This window comes from Anoxybacter fermentans, from assembly GCF_003991135.1.
GTDB lineage: Bacteria > Bacillota > Halanaerobiia > DY22613 > DY22613 > Anoxybacter > Anoxybacter fermentans.
Window position 1 is genome coordinate 3173505 of the sequence record NZ_CP016379.1, and the last position, 19596, is coordinate 3193100.

The window sequence follows — 19596 nt, forward strand, 5'->3', positions numbered from 1 at the left end:
TTTTTATTGATTATTTAATTAATATATGTTATTATTTAGCTAACAAGTAAAAAATTTAAGGAGGGTTTTTTATGTCTTTACAGATATTATGGATTATTCTAGGTGGTGCATTTGGTGGTTTGATTAAAGCAATTTTTGATGGTGAACATAAATTGGCTAAACCGGTCTTTAAAGGAAGATATTTCTATCTTGGGTTTTTGGGTAATATAATCATTGGAATTGGAACTGCACTTTTAGGTATGGGTTATTTTTTAAGTATGATAAATGATCTGGATATTTCCAGGATAAGTACTTTGCAACTTTTAGCTGTAAGTATTGCCTTTGGTATTGCTTCTAATTTGATAATAGAAGGAGTTATAGAGAAAGTTAGAAATAATGTGATAGGTAAAGGGGGAACTACTAAATGAAAGATTACAGACCGCGGATAAGGGAATTGGTTCAAATAGGTCGTCTTCCTACGGGCCCAAATAATGCAATTACTGATGTGGAAGGGGTTTTAGTAGGCCATTCTACCCTGATTAAAGGGGAAGGAGCCTTAAGTCCAGGAGAGGGGCCGATACGTACTGGAGTGACTGCAATACTTCCTCACGGCGGGAATCTTTTTGAAGAAAAGGTGACTGCAGCGGTGCATGTGATAAATGGATTTGGTAAGTCGGTGGGGCTTTCCCAGATTCAGGAACTGGGAACTATTGAAACTCCTATTTTGCTAACCAATACCCTCAATGTAGGACGGGTGAGTGATGCACTAATTTCGTACATGCTCAAATCTAATCCCGGGATTGGAATTACTACTGGGACCATTAATCCGGTGGTCGGTGAATGTAATGATGGGTATCTTAATGATATTCAGGGGCGACATGTGGGAGAAAAAGAGGTTTTTGCAGCTATAGAAAATGCTAAAGGTGGAATGGTAGAAGAAGGAGTGGTCGGAGCAGGAACGGGAATGCGATGTTTCCAATTCAAAGGAGGAGTGGGAACAGCTTCGCGGCTGATAAGGTATCAGGACGAAGAGTATACTATTGGTATTCTGGTTGTTTCTAATTTTGGAAGACGGGAAGAATTGCAAATTGCCGGAGTACCTGTTGGGTTGGAACTGAAAGATTGGCCTGAGAAGATGGAAGAGAAAGCCGATGATGGTTCGATTATGATAATTCTGGCTACAGATGCTCCCCTTTCTTCACGCCAATTGGGAAGGTTGGCACGGAGAGCACCATTGGGGCTGGCCCGGACCGGTTCCATTGTTTCCCATGGAAGTGGAGATTTTGTAATTGCCTTTTCTACGACCCACCGTCATCCACATCAAGGGAAACATCATCGAATCAGTTGGGAGCGGGTTTTGGAGGATAATAAGCTTATGAATCTTTTCTTCCAGGGAACTATAGAGGCTGTAGAAGAGGCTGTACTAAATTCTCTTACAAGAGCATATACAGTAGTGGGAAGAGATGGTCATACCGCTTATGCTCTCCCCATTGAGCGGGTTAAAGAAATTTTACGCTGTTATGGTCGGTAATCGGTAAATTTTTTGAAAGTACTTTATCTTTCTTCAGATGAATATGATTCTAAGATAAGTCAGTAGCTTTTGTTACTGACTTTTTTGTTTAAACAAAAACAAGACTTATCTAAACTCATATTTTATTCGTACGAAAATACTATTATTTCTTGAAATTACCTAAAAATGTGATATAATTTAAATTAGTGCAGATTATATATAAAACAGAGAATTTAGAGAGAATCGATTATATATGAATACTAAAATCAAAGGAGGAAAAAGTATGGAAGAAATGTTTTTATCACTGGATGAGAGAATTGATAGATTGGCTAAAATGACCTATTCTGATATATACCGGGAGATGGATCGATTAGTTGAAGAATATTCTAAAAAGGAATTATATCCTAAACTGATTGTCAGGTTATCTGCTTTATCTACCAAGTTACGGCGGGCTGCTATTTATGGGTTAGCAAGGGTTGGTGGTGAAGATGCTGCTATTCATTTGATGCAACAACTTCAATCCAGCAAAAAAGGAATCAGGCAGGAAGTTCTTAGAGCTTTAGGTGAGATTGGAGGAGAAAAAGTAGAACAAGTATTGATTCAAGTAATGAGTTATAAAGATTGGTTTGCCCGGGAGACTGCTGGTAAGGCTCTGGCTGAACTGGGTAGTCCAAAAGCTCTGCCAACTTTAATCAATACGCTTTTTAATGATCGGAGTAATAAGGTTCGTAAAGCTGCTGCTATTGCTATTAAAAAAATTCTTGAAAAGTACGGCGGTGAGCCTGTCCAGAAGTTGAACGATTTTTTAGAACCTTATAGAGATAAGCCCGGATATAGGAGTTTTAAGATGTTGGAAGCGAGTCTGGTTCTTGAGACCTGTGATAATGTGATTGAGAATGTGGAGTTAAGTACATAGTTATTGAAAGAATTTAAAGAGAGTCTTAAGTCTTTTATCTGTAATGTTAAAAGAAGATTAAACTGCAAAAAGCTAATTTTGAGTGCTATTGAAATTTTTCGTTAAACTATCTTGGTGAGATTGAAAAGAAAGGCCTCATCACAGGATGTGATGAGGCCTTATTTTGACTGAAACTGAATTTTAGATGGTTCGAAAAATTTTTTTATAAAGCGAAAAATTAGCTTTTTGCAGTTTAATCATAACTATTTTTTTTGCAAAGACATATACATTAAATAGATACAAGATACAGTAGTTGCGAAAGGAGGGTTGGGATTATGAGAATTGTATTCTGGTTAAATGGCCGTGCTGGTTTTGATCAGACCATATCTGAAATTCTTTGTAATTTTGCTGATGGTTTAGCTTTAAAAGGTTATGAAGTAGAATTATTGGTTAGTGATGAGGTATTGGATAATTGTTCCGTAAAAGAAGCTGCTAAAAGGGTCTGGTTTGAGGAAGGGAATCAGCAGATTCTGGCTGATGTTTTGATAAGTAACCGGTTAGAGAATCTACTTAGAAATGATTTGTATCAGGCAGGAGAACGGATTTGGCTGGCTTTAGAAGAAGATTTAACAGAGACAATCAATTATTTTGAAAATTATCAGCTCTACGATGAGATTAAGGTCTTTACTCTGGCAAAAAAGATTCAGGATCAATTAATCTGGACTGGAATTGATGCCATGCTGATTCGGCCCGGTCTTAAGCTGGAAAAATTTAAAAATAAAAAATCCCAGGAACGGGAGTGTAGGGGGATTACCATTAGTCTATTTGACTCCCAACCTGAAGTATTAAAGATGGTTTTGCAGGGAATTGAGATGACTAGAAATTCTCTTAATCGTTTAGAAATACAATTGATTACTAATCAGGAATTTAAAATTAATCCCAACTTGCCTATTAAGTTAAAAGTTAGACCATCTCTTGAAGAAAGGATTCAATGTTATGAAAAATCGGATCTGGTTTTACATATTCCAGGCCAGGAGCGAATTTCTCTGATTCCATTGGAAGCTATGGCTGCTGGAGTTCCAGTTATAGTCCCCCAACATCCAGCGGTAGAAGAATATGTCAGGCATAGACAAAATTCTCTGGTTTTAAGTAAACTTCATCCAAGAGGAATTGCTATTTCTATATTAAATATAATGAAATTCGGTGATACCAGAGAACATTTAAAAAATATGGGACTAAAAACAAGTCTGAATTATAATTTAGAAGATAGTTTGCAGAAATTAGAAGAATTTTTCGGACATAGGTTTTCTTTGAATAGAGAAGTAGAAAGAGTCCCTTCTTTAAATGGTGAAGAGGAACTTTTGGATATTGTAATTGTAAATTATAATTCCGGTCAAGAGATAAGAAAGTGTCTGGCATCACTTCGTCAATATACCTGTCATCCTTATCAAGTGATTGTGGTGGACAATGGTAGTGAGGACGAGAGTCTGGAATATTTAAAAAATGAAGAGAATATAACTTTAATTGTTAATCAACAAAACATAGGATTTGCTAAAGCCTGTAACCAGGGAATACTGGTAGGTAAGGGCAAATATATCTTACTTCTCCATAGCGATATCAGAGTTACCGACGAATGGCTTGAACCTCTCTTAGCAGAGATAGAAAAGCCTGATGTGGGAATGGTTGTGCCGAGATTGGTTAAAGAAGGGGATGAAGAACAGCCTTATCAAAAAGGTGGATGTATTATTATTAAACGGGAACTTTTAAATAGACTGGGCCTATTTGATGAAGAATTTTTCCTCTATTATGAGGATCTGGATTACTCCCTTAGGGTACGGGAAAAGGGATATAGGGTGAGCTATCCTGAATCATCTATATTGCACAAATCGAAAAACTTCTGTTTAAATGAAGATATCAGGGCCAAGAGAGATAAATATTTAACATGGAGTAAAAACTATTTTAAAGAAAAATGGGGAACTTTTTTGGTCGATCAATTTTCGGAACGGAAAGTAGATGGAATTTTATTTTTAAGTCTTCACCCCTGGCAGAAGCGGGCCCAGCGGACAGAGGCATTGGTTGATTATTTTACCCGTCGAGGTCAGAAAGTTATTTATATTGAACCCTACTGTTCAGTATCTACTGTTCCGAGTTTAGAGCAGAACCAGTTTGTTTATACCTTCAAAGGAAGTGGCACCATTTATCATAATTTATCTAACCAGGGCCGAAGAATGGAAATGATGCGGGAATTGAAAGATAAATTGGTAGAATGGGAGATTTATACACCACTGCTTATAGTAGAATCACCCTGGTGGGAGCCTTTCATTAAACATATTGAACATCGGTTTTTAATCTACATCACTCCTGAGATTCTTCTTGGTGAAGATATGGAAAGCTATAGGCAGATTAAAGAAAAGTTTTCTCAAGAAGAAAAGTCAGTTCTTAAAGCAGCGGATATGATCATTGTTGCATCTTACAAACGTACAGAAGAGCTTAAAAACTATAAGGAGAAACTCATATACAGTCCGGGTGGATTCTATCCTGAAGATCTGGAACGTTTTTTAGAAGGTCACTTTACCATGCCTGCTGAATTGGTTAGTCTTTCGGGCTACAAGGTTGGAATTTTTGGTGTATTTAACAGATACTTTCCAGCTCATCTTTTGAGTGAACTGGCCAATCAGTACCCGGATGTTTCATTTGGGTTTATAGGTGGGATTACCTGTGATCTGGGGCAGTTAAAAGATATCCCAAATCTATATTTTCTGGGAAATAAAGATTGGGATACTTTACTAGATTGGTTGTATTTCTTTGATTTGATTCTTTATCCATATCCAGATAAAGGTTTAAACTCCTATCTGGATTCATATATGATCAATTATTATCTGGCTATGGGTAAACCGGTGGTAGCGTTTGATCATCCGGAGTTAGAACAGTTTGGTGGAGTAATTAGAAAGGCCAGTGATGATGAGGAGTTTTTAGAGATGGCCATAAGGACTATCTATAAGTTGGATGAAGAGAAAGATGAGGAGAAGGTCAGAGAAAGAATTCATAGGGTAAGAGGTAATAGTTGGGAAGATCGATTAGATGATTTCTATAATCAGCTTAAGAGTCAAGTTCCGATCTTAGAGATTCCCGATTTAAAAATTTCTTCAGAAAAAATACAGGAGGAAAAAGAAAATCCCTTTGCCAGGATTTTTAAGCAATTGCTGGATAGTTATCAACGATTATTTCGGGGGCATAAAAGAGGATAGCAGAAAATAATCACTTAGAGTCATTCATTCTTTTTGAGTTTGGATGACTCTTTTGTTTTTGTTTAGTAACTAAATTTAACTTTAAACATATGATAAATTAAACTGCAAAAAGCTAATTTTTCGTTCCTTGAGAAATTTTTCGAACCATCTGAAATAAGGCTTCCTAATCAAAGGGCCCTCCTGGCCCTTAGAACTAGCTCATCACCTCCTGTAATGAGGCCTTATTTCGTCGGAAATCTCGCTAAGATGGTTTAGCGAAAAATTTCTATGTCGCTCAAAATTAGTTTTTTTGCAGTATAATCATGATAAATATAAAAATTGGGATCAAGAGGAGGAAAGCTGCTGTGAAGGTATTGATGCAGGCCAGACCTGATTTATTAAAGATTCCAGCAGGTGATACCATTCAAATTTTAAAGACGAAAGCTGCGTTAGAAGGATTGGGGGTAGAAGTGGATATTAATTTGACCATAAATCCGGATTTAACAGCATATCAATTGGTACATTGTTTTAATATTATACGGGTTGAAGAGACTTATGCTCAGGTGCAGAATGCTATTGAACAGCAGTGTCCTGTAGTTTTAACTCCAATTTATTGGAATATGAAAGAGTATTTAGAAAAGACATCACCTGAAAAATTAAATTGGTGGTATAAAGGTATGGATAAACGTAAAGAAGTATTGAAGATGGCCCATGTTCTTTTGCCAAATGCTAGAAGTGAAATGTTTCAGCTTAAAATGGATTTTAAATGTAATACCCCTTATCAGATAGTTTATAACGGGGTTGATCCTTCTTTTTATGAGAGCAGTCCGAAACTATTTATTCAAAAGTATGGTTTAAAAAATTTTGTTCTTTGTGTTGGTCGGATTTCTCCACGTAAAAATCAATTGACAATGATACGGGCCCTTAAGGGTACAGATTTAAAGATGGTTTTTATAGGTAGCATTAATGATCCTCGATATTATCGTCAGTGCTTAAAAGAAGGAGGAGATCAGGTGCTTTTTATTTCCCATTTACCTCAAAACCGGTTGGCATCGGCTTATGCAGCAGCCAGAGTACATATGTTAGCCAGTTGGTATGATACTCCAGGTCTGGTCAATCTGGAAGCGGGTTTGGCAGGATGTAATCTTGTGGTTTCTGACCGGGGTACAGCCAGGGAATATTTTGGTGATCTGGTCTGGTATTGTAGTCCAGATGATCCCCATTCCATCCGTATGGCAGTACTTGAAGCTTTCTTTAGCCCACAGATTGATGACTTGAAGAGTTACATTTTGCGCCATTTTACCTGGGAGGAGACCGGGAAAGCGACCTTTGAAGCCTATTTAAAATTACTCAATTCCCGGTATTAATAATTTAATAGATCCAGGGAGGTGATGATTTTGAATTTACTTAAAATTTATCTGGTGATTATTTTACCTGTTGTAGTAGTGATATTTATGGTTTATATAAATTTTTATATTAAAAAGCAAATAAAAGAGCTTAAAAAAAGAAATGCCAGGGAGAATGATTATATTGTCAAAGAATCAGAAAAGGTTCTCTTTGAGTATCTTAAGTTGTCGAGAGAAGGGGACCTGGCAGATGATAAATATTCCCGGATGCAAAAGTCAGAAAAAGAAAGTAAGTGAAACTTTTAATTGACGTGAAAAATGTTAAATATAATTTGCAGTTGAAAACAGTTAAATAGAAAAGGTTTGTCCATTATTAAAATTGACTTAAATAGCCAAATCTACTTTCAATATAATATTACCATTTATGAAAGATCTTAAAAAAGGGTATCTTTTAAAAGTACGGAATATTTTTTTCGAAAATTTTAAATGTCTATGTTAAAAATTTGTTAATAAAACAGGGAAAAAAGTAGTTGCTGGAGAAGATACCTGTAAAAAATATAATGATTAGTGAAATTGAAGGATAAAAAAATCATAAATAAAAGGGAGTGAGGTAATTAATCGATGAATAAGGGTCGGGTTTTAGTTGTAGATGATGAAGATGCCATTCGTGAGTTGATAGTGTTTAATCTAAAACAGCAGGGTTTTGAAGCTATAGAGGCAGCAGATGGTCTAGAGGCAATTAGAAAAGTGGAAGAAGAACGACCGGACCTTGTCATTCTCGATTTGATGTTACCAAAAATGGACGGTCTGGAAGTCTGTCAAAAGATTCGCCATTCCAGGGAATTAGCAAAAATACCCATTATTATGCTTACTGCCAGGGGTGAAGAGGTGGATCGGGTACTGGGATTGGAGATAGGGGCTGATGATTATGTGACCAAACCCTTTAGTCCAAGGGAATTGATGGCCCGGGTGAAAGCTATTCTTCGTCGGTTGGCCCAATCTCAGGTTGAAGAAGATAGTAATGATAAACTTTCCATTGGAGTATTAAAGATTATTCCCTCCCGTTATCGAGCGACTTTTGAGGGGATAGAATTGGAACTTACTCCCAAGGAGTTTGAACTTCTGTATATGTTGGCACTTCGACCGGGCAAGGTTTTTACCCGTAATGAACTTTTAGAAAAAGTCTGGGGTTATGAATATATGGGTGATACCCGGACTGTAGATGTGCATATCCGTCGATTGCGGAAGAAGATGGAAGAAATCAATCCTGATCTAGATTATATTGAAACAATCCGCGGTGTCGGTTATCGATTTAGGGAGTTGAAGAAATGAGTAACAGTATCAAGTGGAAAATTATTTCGATCTTTTTACTTTTACAGCTATTGATCTTATTTATAATTGGAATCTATCTGACCTCAAATTTAAAAAAATTTATATACCAGCAGATGGATATAAGTATGCTTAAACAGGTCAGACTTTTAAGTGAATTAATTTTGCCTGAACTTGAAAAAGGTGAATATGACCAGCTACAGGAACGTAGTTTCAAATTTGCAAAAGAGATTCAGGGACGGATAACTGTAATTGCTGAAGATGGTAAGGTATTGGCGGATTCAGAAGAGAATCCAGAGAGGATGGAGAATCACGGGAGGCGCCCTGAAGTTCTTATGGCACGGGAGAAAGGAATAGGCTGGGCTACCCGTTATAGTACAACTTTGAATATGGAAATGAAATATCTGGCCCAGCGAGTTGAGCCCTATGGATATGTACGTCTGGCTATTCCTGTCACGGAGGTCAGGAATACTCTTTTAAAAATATTTGGCCGTATTTTGGTTGGCTTTGTTCTGGCCTTTTCTATCTTTTTTATCCTGGTCTTAAGAGTAAGTGAGAGTATTACTGAACCAATTAAAAAGATTACTGATACAGCTCAAAAAATTGCTCATGGCAAATTAGGTGAGCGAATCCATATTTATACCAGAGATGAGATTGGTACTTTAAGCCGGATGTTTAATATGATGGCTTTTCAACTGGAAGAGACTATCAAAAAAATTACCAATGAAAAAGAACGATTGGCGACTATTCTGAAAAATATGGCTGATGGTCTGATTGCTCTGGATGCTGAGAAAAAAGTGATCCTTTTAAATCCAGCAGCTGCAGATATTTTTGGGATTAAAGAAGAGGAAGCAAGGGGCAAATTGTTAATTGAAATAATTAGAAATCAGCAGTTGACTGAGGCTGTACAGAAAGCTTATGAAATCTTAGAACCGGTAAACACCGAAATTAGTCTTTATTACCCAAAAGAGGTGATTCTCAGGGCACATCTGGCTCCGATTATTCGTAATTATGATCAGATTCGGGGAATGGTACTGATTTTTACTGATATTACTGAATTGAGGAGATTGGAGCGACTTAGGAGTGAATTTGTCAGTAATGTTTCCCATGAGTTGAAAACTCCCCTCACTTCTATACGTGGATATGTAGAAACTTTGCTGGAAATGGAGCTTGATGATCCTTCAGTGATCAAGTGTTTCTTAGGCGTAATCAACAGAGAGAGTCAACGTTTATCAAGGTTAATTGATGATCTTCTCGATCTATCCCGGCTGGAAGGTAAACGTCATCAAAAGTTAACTCCTACCCGGCTTGAAAAAGTAGTAGAAAATGTAATCTCAATTCTGGCGCCGGAAGCTGAGAAAAAAGGAATTGATTTACTGGTTGATATCCCGGAAAATTTACCCCGGGTTATGGGGATTGAAGAACAATTAAATCAGGTTTTAATCAATCTTGTAGATAATGGGATCAAATATACTCCTGCCAATGGAAAGGTCAGTATAAGTGCAGAGCCAGAAGGTGATTGGGTAATTTTAAAGGTAGCTGATACTGGTATTGGAATACCAGAAGAAGACATAGATCGAATTTTTGAACGATTCTATCGTGTGGACAAGGCAAGATCCCGTCAAATGGGTGGAACCGGTCTTGGGCTCAGTATTGTCAAGCATATTGTCAAAGGTCATGGTGGAGAGATTGAGGTGGAAAGTGAAGTAGGTAAGGGGACAATTTTTAAGGTCAAGTTAAAACGTGAGAAGAGATAGGCCAACTAGTATGGTTGGTCTATTTTTTATATAAAAGCCATCTTGACATATTTACTCTATATAGTAGAATGTATATGAGGTAAAAGTAAAGTTCGCAATTTCAATAATTATTAGTTTCTGGCAGGAGGTATAATCAATGCGTTTAAGTTTACCCAGAACTTATGTTAAAAAAATCTGGAGAGCAATAGTTGAATTTGATTTAATTCAAGCTAATGATAGGATTATGATTGGTTTTTCCGGAGGCAAGGATAGTTCATTTCTTGCATATGCCCTCTCAGTATTAAAAAAGTCAGCACCTATTCCTTTTGAAGTAGAAGCTGTACATATTGATCTTGGTTTTAATCCGGATTTTGATTTTGGTCGGTTTTATAAGTTTTTTGAGCAAATTGAGATACCTTTTCATGTAGAGCATACCCGGATTCAAGAGATAGTTTTTTCTAAAGGAGAAAAGAGTGCATGTGCCCGCTGTGCGTATTTCCGCCGTGGAGCAGTTAATTCATATGCTAAAGAGAGAGGCTGTAATAAAGTAGCTTATGCTCATCATTATGATGATGCGGTGGAAACTTTTCTTTTAAGTATTTTATATTCTGGTCAGGTAAGTACATTTTTACCTCGTACGTATCTGACTGAAAGTAAGTTGACTGTAATCCGTCCACTTGTTTATTTGAGAGAAAAAGAGATAAGAGAAGCTAAAAAGTTTACTGGTTATGAACCAATTATAAGCCCCTGCCCTATGGATGGGTGTACAAAACGGGCTGAAGTAAAAAATTTAATTCGCCAATTAACACGAAAAAATAAAATGGTCTTTTATAATGTGGCTGCAGCTATGTGTGAAAATAGTATAGGTGATATGTGGCCTAAGCGTCTTACAGGTGAGGAGTTTGCGGCTAAAATGAAAGAATTCTGGTCTTTAAAATATAGTGATTTAGAAGATTAAAGAATTAAAGAGAGCTGATCTGCATAAACATTTGCAGATCAGCTTTTTTTATCCAATGGTTAATTGACTTTTAAGAGAAAATATTTTACAATAAATATATTACGTACAAAATAAATTTTCAAAATATTTAAAATATTAATATGTTATGTGTGGGGAGGGATATGGTGTGTTAATTTTTTTTGGAATTGTCGGAGGTCTGGCAATTTTTCTCTATGGGATGCAGATTGCCAGTGAAAGTCTTCAGTTGGTTGCAGGCTCTCGTTTTAAAAAAGTACTTAAATTTTTGACTAAAAATCAATTTATGGGAGTTGCATTTGGTTGTATTGTTACCTTTTTGCTCCAGAGTAGTAGTGCAACTACTGTCCTTCTGGTCAGTTTTGTTAGTGCTTCATTGATGAATCTGACCCAGACTCTGGGAGTAATATTGGGTGCTAATATTGGAACTACTTTGACGGTTCAATTAATCTCTTTAAAGTTTTCTGATTATGCCCTTCTATTGATAGCTTTAGGATTTTTACTGCGTTTTATGAAGAAAAATCCCCATTTTAAAGAAATAGGTGGAGTTATTCTTGGGTTTGGCTTTATATTTTATGGAATGAAAATCATGTCTGATTCTATGGTACCTTTAAGAACTGTTCCAACTTTTACCCATATGCTTACCTCTTTAGGACAGCGTCCGGTTTTAGGGACAATTTTAGCTACTTTGTTTACTGCTATTATTCAAAGTAGTGCAGCAACTTTGGGTTTGGCTATATCTCTTTCAACGCAGGGACTTCTACCGCTTAAAGCGGCCATACCAATTATTTTTGGTTCCAATATTGGAACATGTGCTACTGCTTTGCTTTCTAGTATTGGTGTAAGTCAGGAAGCTAAAAAAGTGGCTATAGCCCATACCCTTTTTAAGATTATGGGAGTAATAATTTTTTTCCCATTTATTGGTCAACTTACTGCATTAATGCAGTATATGGGCGGAGATATGGGGAGGCAGATTGCTAATATTCATACTATCTTTAATGTGGGTCTGGCGGTGATTTTTATACCCTTTACTTCCCAGATGGCCAAATTGGTTCATTGGCTTGTGCCTGAAAAAAAGGAAGAAGGTATTGGAGTTCCCCGATATATTACACCTAAGGCCCTTGATACTCCGATGATTGCCATTGAACAGGCTAATCAGGAAGTAATCCGGATTGGAAGGCTAATTCAGAAAATGACGAAAGAGGTATTAGATGCTGTTTTGAGTAAGAACAGGATAAAATTAGCTGAACTTCAGGGATTAGAAGCAGCTATTGATCGTCTTGCTCAGGCCCTTACCAATTATTTGAGTGATCTCAGTCAGAAAACTATTGATGAACATACAGCTCAGAAGGTTATTAATCTGCTCTTTATTAATAATGATTTAGAACATATCGGTGACCTTTATGAAAAAATGCTTACGAAAGGATATAAGATTCTTAAAGATGATTTAAACTTTTCTAATGAAGGGTTAGAAGAACTTCGAGAGATGCATAAGACCGTTATAGAGATGATTGATTTAACAATTGATGCTTTAGAATACGGAGATTGGGAGAAAGCCCGGACTGTAACATTAGAACAACCCTATATTATTATGGATGAATGGAGATACCGGAAAACCCATATTCTTCGTTTGCAACAGGGAATCCAGGATTCCAGGGCTACTAGCAACATTCATCTGGATTTGATAAATATTATGCAGAAAGTCTGTGAGCATTCTCGAAATATCTGTCAGGTATTACTATATGAAGCTGGTCAGTTGTATGATCTATTTAACATTTTTGAAGATGCAGAAACAGTAGAGAGCAAGGACGCATGATGAGTCGTATTGGAATCAATGTTTAATAACTTTAGGTTCTTTTTGGACTATCTTTTAGGTAGTCTGAGCTTGTTGACAAATCTTTCTCTTTTAGAAATTTGCCCGTGCACTGCCAGAAAAACTAAATATAATTTCTTAAGCGTATAAGTCAAGGCTTAAAGCCAGGAGGTTGGAAGCCTTGACTTTTAAGGACGCGCAGCCAGGATGGCGGAGCATCTGGTAGCAGAAGAAATTATATTTAGTTTTTCTATTCCTCCTGTGGAAGCAAGTTATGTGCACCTCCCCTTTTTCAACAGCCTGGGACTACCTTTTAGGTAGTCTTTTTTAGTGTTTAGAAAAATATGCTTTTTGTAGATTGTAGATAACATTTGATATAGATAATTTATAAAAAGTTAATTTTAAGTAATATAAAAATTTTTTTGCTAAACTATCTTAGTAAGATTGAAAAGAATGGCCTCATCACAGGATGTAATGAGCTAATCAAGAACCAGGAGGACCTGTTGATTAGTGTGCCTTATTTCGTCTGAGATCGAACTTTAAATGATTTGAAAAATTTTACTATAAAGCAAAAAAATTAGCTTTGTACAGTGCCCGAAGGGCATTTCGTTCTTTATAAAAGGAAAAAGTGAATTTATAAAGAAAAAGTATAAGTATGAGCAATTGAGGAGGAGATGCAGATGAAATACCGTCTAATCGTTTCAGATATTGATGGAACTTTAACTGAAGTCTGGGATCAGGTAAATGATCGAAATCGTCAGGTTTTAAAGCGGTTGGTTAAAAAAGGGGTCGCTTTTATGATTGCTACCGGTCGAAGTTTTAAAACTGCAGAAAGTATTTTAAAGTCTCTTGATATTCCCTGCTATGCCTGTTTGATGAATGGGGCTGTATTACTTTCCTATCCTGAACGGAAGTTGATTTATACTAATTATATTTCTGTGGATGAGAAGAATCTGATTATGGAAAAAATCCAAAAATTCGGTGGACATGCCGTAATTTATAATGGTTATGAAAGAGGAGATAAAATTTACTATAATGAAAATTATCGGCTAAATCCCGTTCTTGATAAAATTATAAATTCGAGTATTAATAGACGGATTCAGGTCGGGAATATGATTAAAGATATTAATCACCCGGTACCTGTAATTAGTTGTGTAGGGGAAGAGGAAGAGATTGATACTATTCAGAATTTGTTAGAACCATATCAGGACAAATTTAATATTTTAAAACTTAAAGAAAATTATTATGAGGATTTTTTTTGGTTGATGATTACCCGAAAAGGAGTAGATAAAGTTCATGGGATTAAGTATGTTGCTAAACAATTAAGGATTCGACGCGAGGAGATTATTGCTATCGGAGATGATTTAAACGATCTTGAGATGATCAAATATGCAGGGTTAGGTATAGCCATGGAAAATGGAGTTGATGAACTTAAAGCTGTGGCAGATATGATTGCACCTCCTTGTACCGAGGATGGAATGGCCCTTATTTTGGAAGAGATTTATTCGATTTAATGATTAAACTGCAAAAAGCTAATTTTGAGCGCTATTGAAATTTTTCATTTAACCATCTTATTTTGACTGAAATCGAACTTTAGATGGTTCGAAAAATTTCTTTATGAAGCGAAAAATTAGCTTTTTGCGGTGTGGGAATTTTAAAAAAATTTTATCATTGAAAAGAAGGAATCTATTAATTTATGTCTAAATATATAAATATAAGTATATCAAAAACCCAAAACGTTTTGGAATATTAAATATTAAAATTTTTATAAGTTTTATATAAAGAGGTTGGGCGAATGGCAACTACAATTCGTGATGTAGCGAAAAAATCTGGATATTCTATAACCACAGTGTCACGTGCTTTAAATGGGTATGATGATGTGAGTGAAGAAACGCGAGAAAAAATTTTACAGGTGGCAAAAGAATTAAATTATTATCCAAACCGTATCGCTCAAAATCTTGTTACAAAGCGTTTTAATACTCTGGGGATGTTTATACTTGAACGGATGACTTTTCAGCAACCTTTTATTTTTGAAGTTGTCAGCGGAGTAGTAGATGAAGCAACAAAAGAGGATTTTGACCTTTTACTTTTTGGTACACAATCTTTACGGAGTGGTATGAAACCTCACCAGATGTGCACACAGCGGGGAGTAGGAGGTGCAATAATTATGGGCCTCCGACTGCATGACCCTATTATTCAGGTGATGGAAGAGAGTGGATTCCCCACTGTACTTATAGACATACCTATTAAAGGGAAAAGAGCTACCTTTGTTGCTTCAGATAATCAGTTGGGTTCTTTACAGGCTATTAATCATCTGGTTAATTTAGGCCACCGACATATTGGATTTATTAATGGACATTTGGAAGCATGGGTTAGTTTAGAAAGATTAAAGGGGTATAAAAAAGGGATTGAAGAGCATTCTTTACCCTGGAAAAGTGAGTATATTTTTCAGGGTGACTTTAGTAAAGAATCCGGTAAAAAGGGAGCCAGGATACTTATGACACAAAATCCTGAACTGACCGCTATCTTTGTTGCCAGTGATTTGATGGCTACAGGAGTGATAGAAGAATTAACTCTTATGGGATATAAGATTCCTGATGATATTTCGGTGATAGGATTTGATGATCTGGATTTTGCTTCTCATATCAAACCTACTCTATCCACAATACGCCAGGATAAATACCAACTTGGTATAGAGGCTGCCAGGAAAATAATTGCGATGATTAAAAACGAAAATTATCTACCAGAACAACATTTTCTTAAAACTACTTTAATTAGTCGGGAGTCTACAGGTCCAGTTAGAATAGAATAATAAAAAATTAAAAGAAAGGAGAGTGGTTATAAAATATTTTTTTATTTTTTTCCAAAACGTTTTGGATAAAAATTATTAATAAAAGAGGAGGAGGAAATTAAAAATGAAGCAAGTTTTTAGATTTATTTTAGCTCTAGTTCTTATAGTTGTAATGGGATCTGTGGCTTTTGCTGAAACAAAGGTTAGGGTGGCTGGTTATGGTGGTAGTGACCTGGCTATTGTTGAAGAGTTAATTGCGAAATTTGTTAATCCAGCTTTAAAAGATGAGGGGATTACCGTTGTTTATGAACCTATAGCAGATGATTATCAAAGGTATATTGTTAATGCCCTTTCTGCAGGTACTGGCCCGGATCTCTTTTATATAGATGCCTTCTGGGCAGAATCATTGATCAGATCTGGTGCTGTTGAACCACTTGATGAGTATCTTGCTAAATCTAAAGTTTTGCATAAGGAAGATATAATTCCATCTCTTCTGGATGCATTTACAGTTGACGGTAAGGTTTACGGTATCCCAAAAGATTTTAATACTTTAGCTCTGTTCTATAATAAGGATCTCTTTGATTTAGCTGGAGTTCCTTATCCGGATGAAAATGATACCTGGGATACTCTGGAAGAAAAATTGAGAAAAGTGGCTGAGTTAGATGACGAAATTTATGGTCTTGCATTACAGCCAGAATTTGCCCGTATGGGTGCGTTGGCCTTTGCTGCAGGTTTTGAACCATTTGATAAGAATGGTAAAACAAACTTATTTGATCCAGGGTTTAGAGAAGCTTTTGAATGGTATGTAGGTCTTGCAAAAAAAGGTATTGGTGTTATGCCTGCTGACTTAGGTCAGGGATGGGGCGGCGGTGCTTTTGCTACTGAGCGGGTTGCTGCCTGCCTTGAAGGTGCCTGGATTATTGGGTTTTTGAGAGATAATGCGCCCAATTTGAATTATGGTGTAACTTTACTTCCAAAGCATCCTAAAACAGGTAAAAGAGGTAACTTTATTTACACTGTGGCCTGGGGTATAAACAGAGATTCTAATAAGAAAGAAGCTGCTTTTAAAGTACTGGAAATTTTGACAAGTGAAGAAGTTCAACAATGGGTATTAGAACGGGGTCTAGCAATCCCAAGCCGTGTTGCTTTAGCTGACAATCCATATTTCAAGAAAAACGATAGAGAAGCTTATGCCAACTATATTGTCTTTAAAGGTGCTTCTGATGGAAATGTAAAACCATTTAACTTCCGTCAATATGGAGGAGAATGGATGGCTCCTATTAATGAAGTTCTTCGTTCTGTAATGAGCGGTGAATATACTGTAGAACAGGGATTAAAAGAAGCGCAAAAACGAATCGAACAGGTAATGAGAAGATAAGTTAGGGTGATTATTAACATTTGGCCGGAATTAATTCCGGCCAAATGTTAATTTGTTTGATTTTAGGAGGTGTGAATGTGAAAAAAAGACTATCAACTTTAAATGAAAAGGTTGCACCTTACATTCTCTTAGCTCCATTTCTGTTTGTATTGATAGTTTTTTTTGGTTATGCTTTTGTCAGAGTTTTATATTTTAGTTTTACTGACTATGACCTTTTTTCATCACCTAAATGGGTCTGGTTTAAAAATTATATAAATCTTTTTCAAGAAATTCAATTTGGGCGGGCATTAAAAAATTCAATAACTTTTGCAATTATTGTTACTACATGTCAAACTTTTATTGCATTGGTACTTGCAGTAGTATTAAATCAACAAATCAAAGGAATTAAGTTTTTCCGGGCGGCATATTATATGCCCAGTGTTACATCCAGTGTAGTTATTACTCTTATTTTTATGTGGATATTTCAGAAGAGGGGTTTAATGAATTATTTATTGACACAAGTTGTTAAGGCAAGTCGAATTTTACTTGTTTTTTTTCTACTTGCTGTTATTTTTCATATTCTGTTAGTAATGTATGAGAAAATTCGGAAAAGACCAGTTTCAATATTTGAACCAGCTTTTATTGTATTGTCTCTTCTTTTGAGTGGGATTATAACATTTATTTTAATCAAAGTTGGAATTATTTCAACTCTGGAAAATGTTAAACCTGTACGAATGATCTGGCTTAATACCCGAAAAACCTGGCCAGATATAGCAGGACCTTTAGCATTTCCTATTCCTCTGGGAGCGATTATGATTCTCAATATCTGGACGACTGCCCCGACTTTTATGTTACTTTATCTGGCGGGACTCCAGGATATTCCAAAAGAACTTTATGAGGCAGCAGCAGTAGATGGAGCAACAAAATGGCATACCTTCTGGTATATTACTGTTCCGCAGCTTAAGCATATCACATTTCTGGTTGTGACAATGGGACTAATTGGTACTTTGCAGATGTTTGACCAGGTTGCTGTTATAGGAGATCAAGCACCTTTAGATTCAACTATTACACTGGCTTATTATATCTATAAAAATGTTTTACCCAGTTCAGCAATACCTAAGGTTGGGCTGGCCAGTGCAGCGGCTATTTTCCTTGCCGGTTTGACTTTCATTATTGTACTGATTCAGAAAAAATTTGTAAACAAGTAGGATGGGGGGAATGTGATGGGGAGTAAAACTGCTTATAGTTCAAAGACGATGACTAATATTTATATGATAAGGCGGCGAAGATGGGCCAATGTAGGGGCAGTTTATCTTTTGCTTTTGATCTTTTCTATAGGATTTATGGGACCATTTTTATTTGCTGCCCTTTCCAGTCTTAAAGATGACCCTTTAGAATGGCCGCCCAGAATTACAGTTAATCAGCTAAAGCTTTCGAACTGGATTGCTGCTTATAAGTTGGGGAAAGCCGGAGGGGGTGGAGGCTTTTTTGGGGCTTTTGCTCCAGGTGCAGTTGTTCCTTTTGAGGTAACTTATAAGGTGGCACCAGGTAAAGAACCTGTTGTTCCTGAAGTAGTCATTCCGCGACGGATTCCGGGAAGTGCTGCGGCTGCATTGCTGTTAAAAGAATTTGCTGCTGATTATGCAGAAGTAAGTGAGATTAAAGAAGTTGAGCGAGAGGTTTTAGAAGATGGATCAACTCTGGTCACTTATCGATTTGAAATTCGTCATACAGGAGATATTGTTATTGATAGATTACCTCTAGATATAACTGTTCCTTTCAAACAGATTTTTGTAAAGGGTACACTAGATCCAAATCGAATTGAGCGGTTAGGACGGGTGCAAAGTTGGGATAATATAACTTCAGGAGTAATTCCTTATATTTTCCATAATTATCATAGGGTATTTAGTGAGAATTATAGCCGGAGTACAGGAAAAAATCTTTTTATGTCCTGGATCTTTAACTCATTTTATTTAGCCTTTGTCCGGGTAATAACAACATTATTATTTGCTTCAATGGCAGGATATGCTCTGGCCCGTCTTAAATTTGCTGGTAAAAATACAATTTTTGTCTTTATGCTTTTTTCTATGATGATTCCTGGTCAGGTAACCTTTATTTCCAATTATCTGGTCTTGAGGGATGGAATATTTGGAATCTCAAAACTTTTTGGTATGGATAGTTTATTAAATACTTATACAGGTTTGATTATTTCAGGGTTGGTAGGAGCCAGTGCAGTTTTTATTATGAAACAGTTCTTTGAAGGACTACCAGTTAGCTTAGAAGAATCAGCAAGAATTGATGGTGCAAATACCTATCAAATTTTCTTTAAAATAATGCTGCCCCTGGCAAAACCGGCTTTAGGAGCATTAACTATTTTGACATTTCAAGGAGTATGGAATGAATTTTTCTGGCCATTAGTAGTACTAACTTCACCTCAAGATAAGTTTACCTTGACTTTAGGACTTTTAAATTTCCGACAGACATATGCAGTGGCCTTTGATTGGGGACCAATGCTTGCTGGAGCAATTATTTCTGCTCTGCCAATAATTATTCTCTTTATAGTATTCCAGAAGTATTTTATAGAGGGAATCAGCTTTACTGGAATCAAGGGATAAAGTATTATTTGGAGGAGGTTTTATC

15 protein-coding genes are annotated in these 19596 nt (G+C 36.3%); all 15 read left to right on the forward strand.

All coding sequences use genetic code 11. The features are described from left to right. The first annotated feature begins 71 nt into the window (after positions 1 to 71). The 15 genes from BBF96_RS14415 to BBF96_RS14485 all read left to right on the forward strand — a co-directional run bounded on the left by BBF96_RS14415 (position 72) and on the right by BBF96_RS14485 (position 19571). Positions 72 to 407 (forward strand): DUF4257 domain-containing protein, encoded by a 336-nt coding sequence (locus tag BBF96_RS14415; RefSeq protein ID WP_127017801.1) that lies wholly within the window; start codon positions 72 to 74, stop codon positions 405 to 407. After that, positions 404 to 1510, forward strand: a complete 1107-nt coding sequence (locus BBF96_RS14420; protein WP_127017802.1) for a DmpA family aminopeptidase — start codon at positions 404 to 406, stop codon at positions 1508 to 1510. The genes BBF96_RS14415 and BBF96_RS14420 overlap by 4 nt, the downstream gene beginning before the upstream one ends. Positions 1511 to 1772: 262 nt before the next feature. Further along, a complete protein-coding gene (locus BBF96_RS14425; RefSeq protein WP_164731115.1) occupies positions 1773 to 2405 on the forward strand; it encodes a HEAT repeat domain-containing protein in 633 nt (210 codons plus the stop codon). 314 nt (positions 2406 to 2719) lie between these two features. Next, the gene (locus BBF96_RS14430; protein ID WP_127017804.1) at positions 2720 to 5632 is read left to right on the forward strand and encodes a glycosyltransferase; all 2913 of its coding nucleotides are present in this window, start codon (positions 2720 to 2722) and stop codon (positions 5630 to 5632) included. 344 nt (positions 5633 to 5976) lie between these two features. After that, positions 5977 to 6978, forward strand: coding sequence for a glycosyltransferase (locus BBF96_RS14435; protein WP_164731116.1), 1002 nt, complete (start codon positions 5977 to 5979; stop codon positions 6976 to 6978). 30 nt (positions 6979 to 7008) lie between these two features. Next, positions 7009 to 7254 (forward strand): hypothetical protein, encoded by a 246-nt coding sequence (locus tag BBF96_RS14440; protein ID WP_127017806.1) that lies wholly within the window; start codon positions 7009 to 7011, stop codon positions 7252 to 7254. Between the two features lie 324 nt (positions 7255 to 7578). After that, positions 7579 to 8289 (forward strand): response regulator, encoded by a 711-nt coding sequence (locus BBF96_RS14445; RefSeq protein WP_127017807.1) that lies wholly within the window; start codon positions 7579 to 7581, stop codon positions 8287 to 8289. Next, positions 8286 to 10043 carry a two-component system histidine kinase PnpS gene (gene pnpS, locus BBF96_RS14450; protein ID WP_127017808.1) on the forward strand — a complete coding sequence of 586 codons (1758 nt, stop codon included), beginning with the start codon at positions 8286 to 8288 and terminating at the stop codon, positions 10041 to 10043. The genes BBF96_RS14445 and pnpS overlap by 4 nt, the downstream gene beginning before the upstream one ends. A gap of 136 nt (positions 10044 to 10179) precedes the next feature. Next, the gene (locus BBF96_RS14455) at positions 10180 to 10980 is read left to right on the forward strand and encodes a tRNA 2-thiocytidine biosynthesis TtcA family protein (protein ID WP_127017809.1); all 801 of its coding nucleotides are present in this window, start codon (positions 10180 to 10182) and stop codon (positions 10978 to 10980) included. A 166-nt stretch (positions 10981 to 11146) separates the two neighbouring features. After that, positions 11147 to 12811: a Na/Pi cotransporter family protein gene (locus tag BBF96_RS14460; RefSeq protein ID WP_164731117.1), complete on the forward strand. Its 1665-nt coding sequence runs from the start codon at positions 11147 to 11149 to the stop codon at positions 12809 to 12811. A gap of 677 nt (positions 12812 to 13488) precedes the next feature. Continuing rightward, positions 13489 to 14322, forward strand: a complete 834-nt coding sequence (locus BBF96_RS14465) for an HAD family hydrolase (RefSeq protein ID WP_164731118.1) — start codon at positions 13489 to 13491, stop codon at positions 14320 to 14322. Between the two features lie 281 nt (positions 14323 to 14603). After that, the gene (locus tag BBF96_RS14470; protein WP_127017812.1) at positions 14604 to 15620 is read left to right on the forward strand and encodes a LacI family DNA-binding transcriptional regulator; all 1017 of its coding nucleotides are present in this window, start codon (positions 14604 to 14606) and stop codon (positions 15618 to 15620) included. Between the two features lie 103 nt (positions 15621 to 15723). Then, the gene (locus BBF96_RS14475; protein ID WP_127017813.1) at positions 15724 to 16977 is read left to right on the forward strand and encodes an ABC transporter substrate-binding protein; all 1254 of its coding nucleotides are present in this window, start codon (positions 15724 to 15726) and stop codon (positions 16975 to 16977) included. Between the two features lie 77 nt (positions 16978 to 17054). After that, entirely contained in the window at positions 17055 to 18164 is a 1110-nt protein-coding gene (locus BBF96_RS14480; RefSeq protein WP_127017814.1) for a carbohydrate ABC transporter permease, read from the forward strand. A 15-nt stretch (positions 18165 to 18179) separates the two neighbouring features. Further along, positions 18180 to 19571 (forward strand): carbohydrate ABC transporter permease, encoded by a 1392-nt coding sequence (locus BBF96_RS14485; protein WP_236777837.1) that lies wholly within the window; start codon positions 18180 to 18182, stop codon positions 19569 to 19571. The last annotated feature ends 25 nt before the right edge of the window (positions 19572 to 19596 follow it).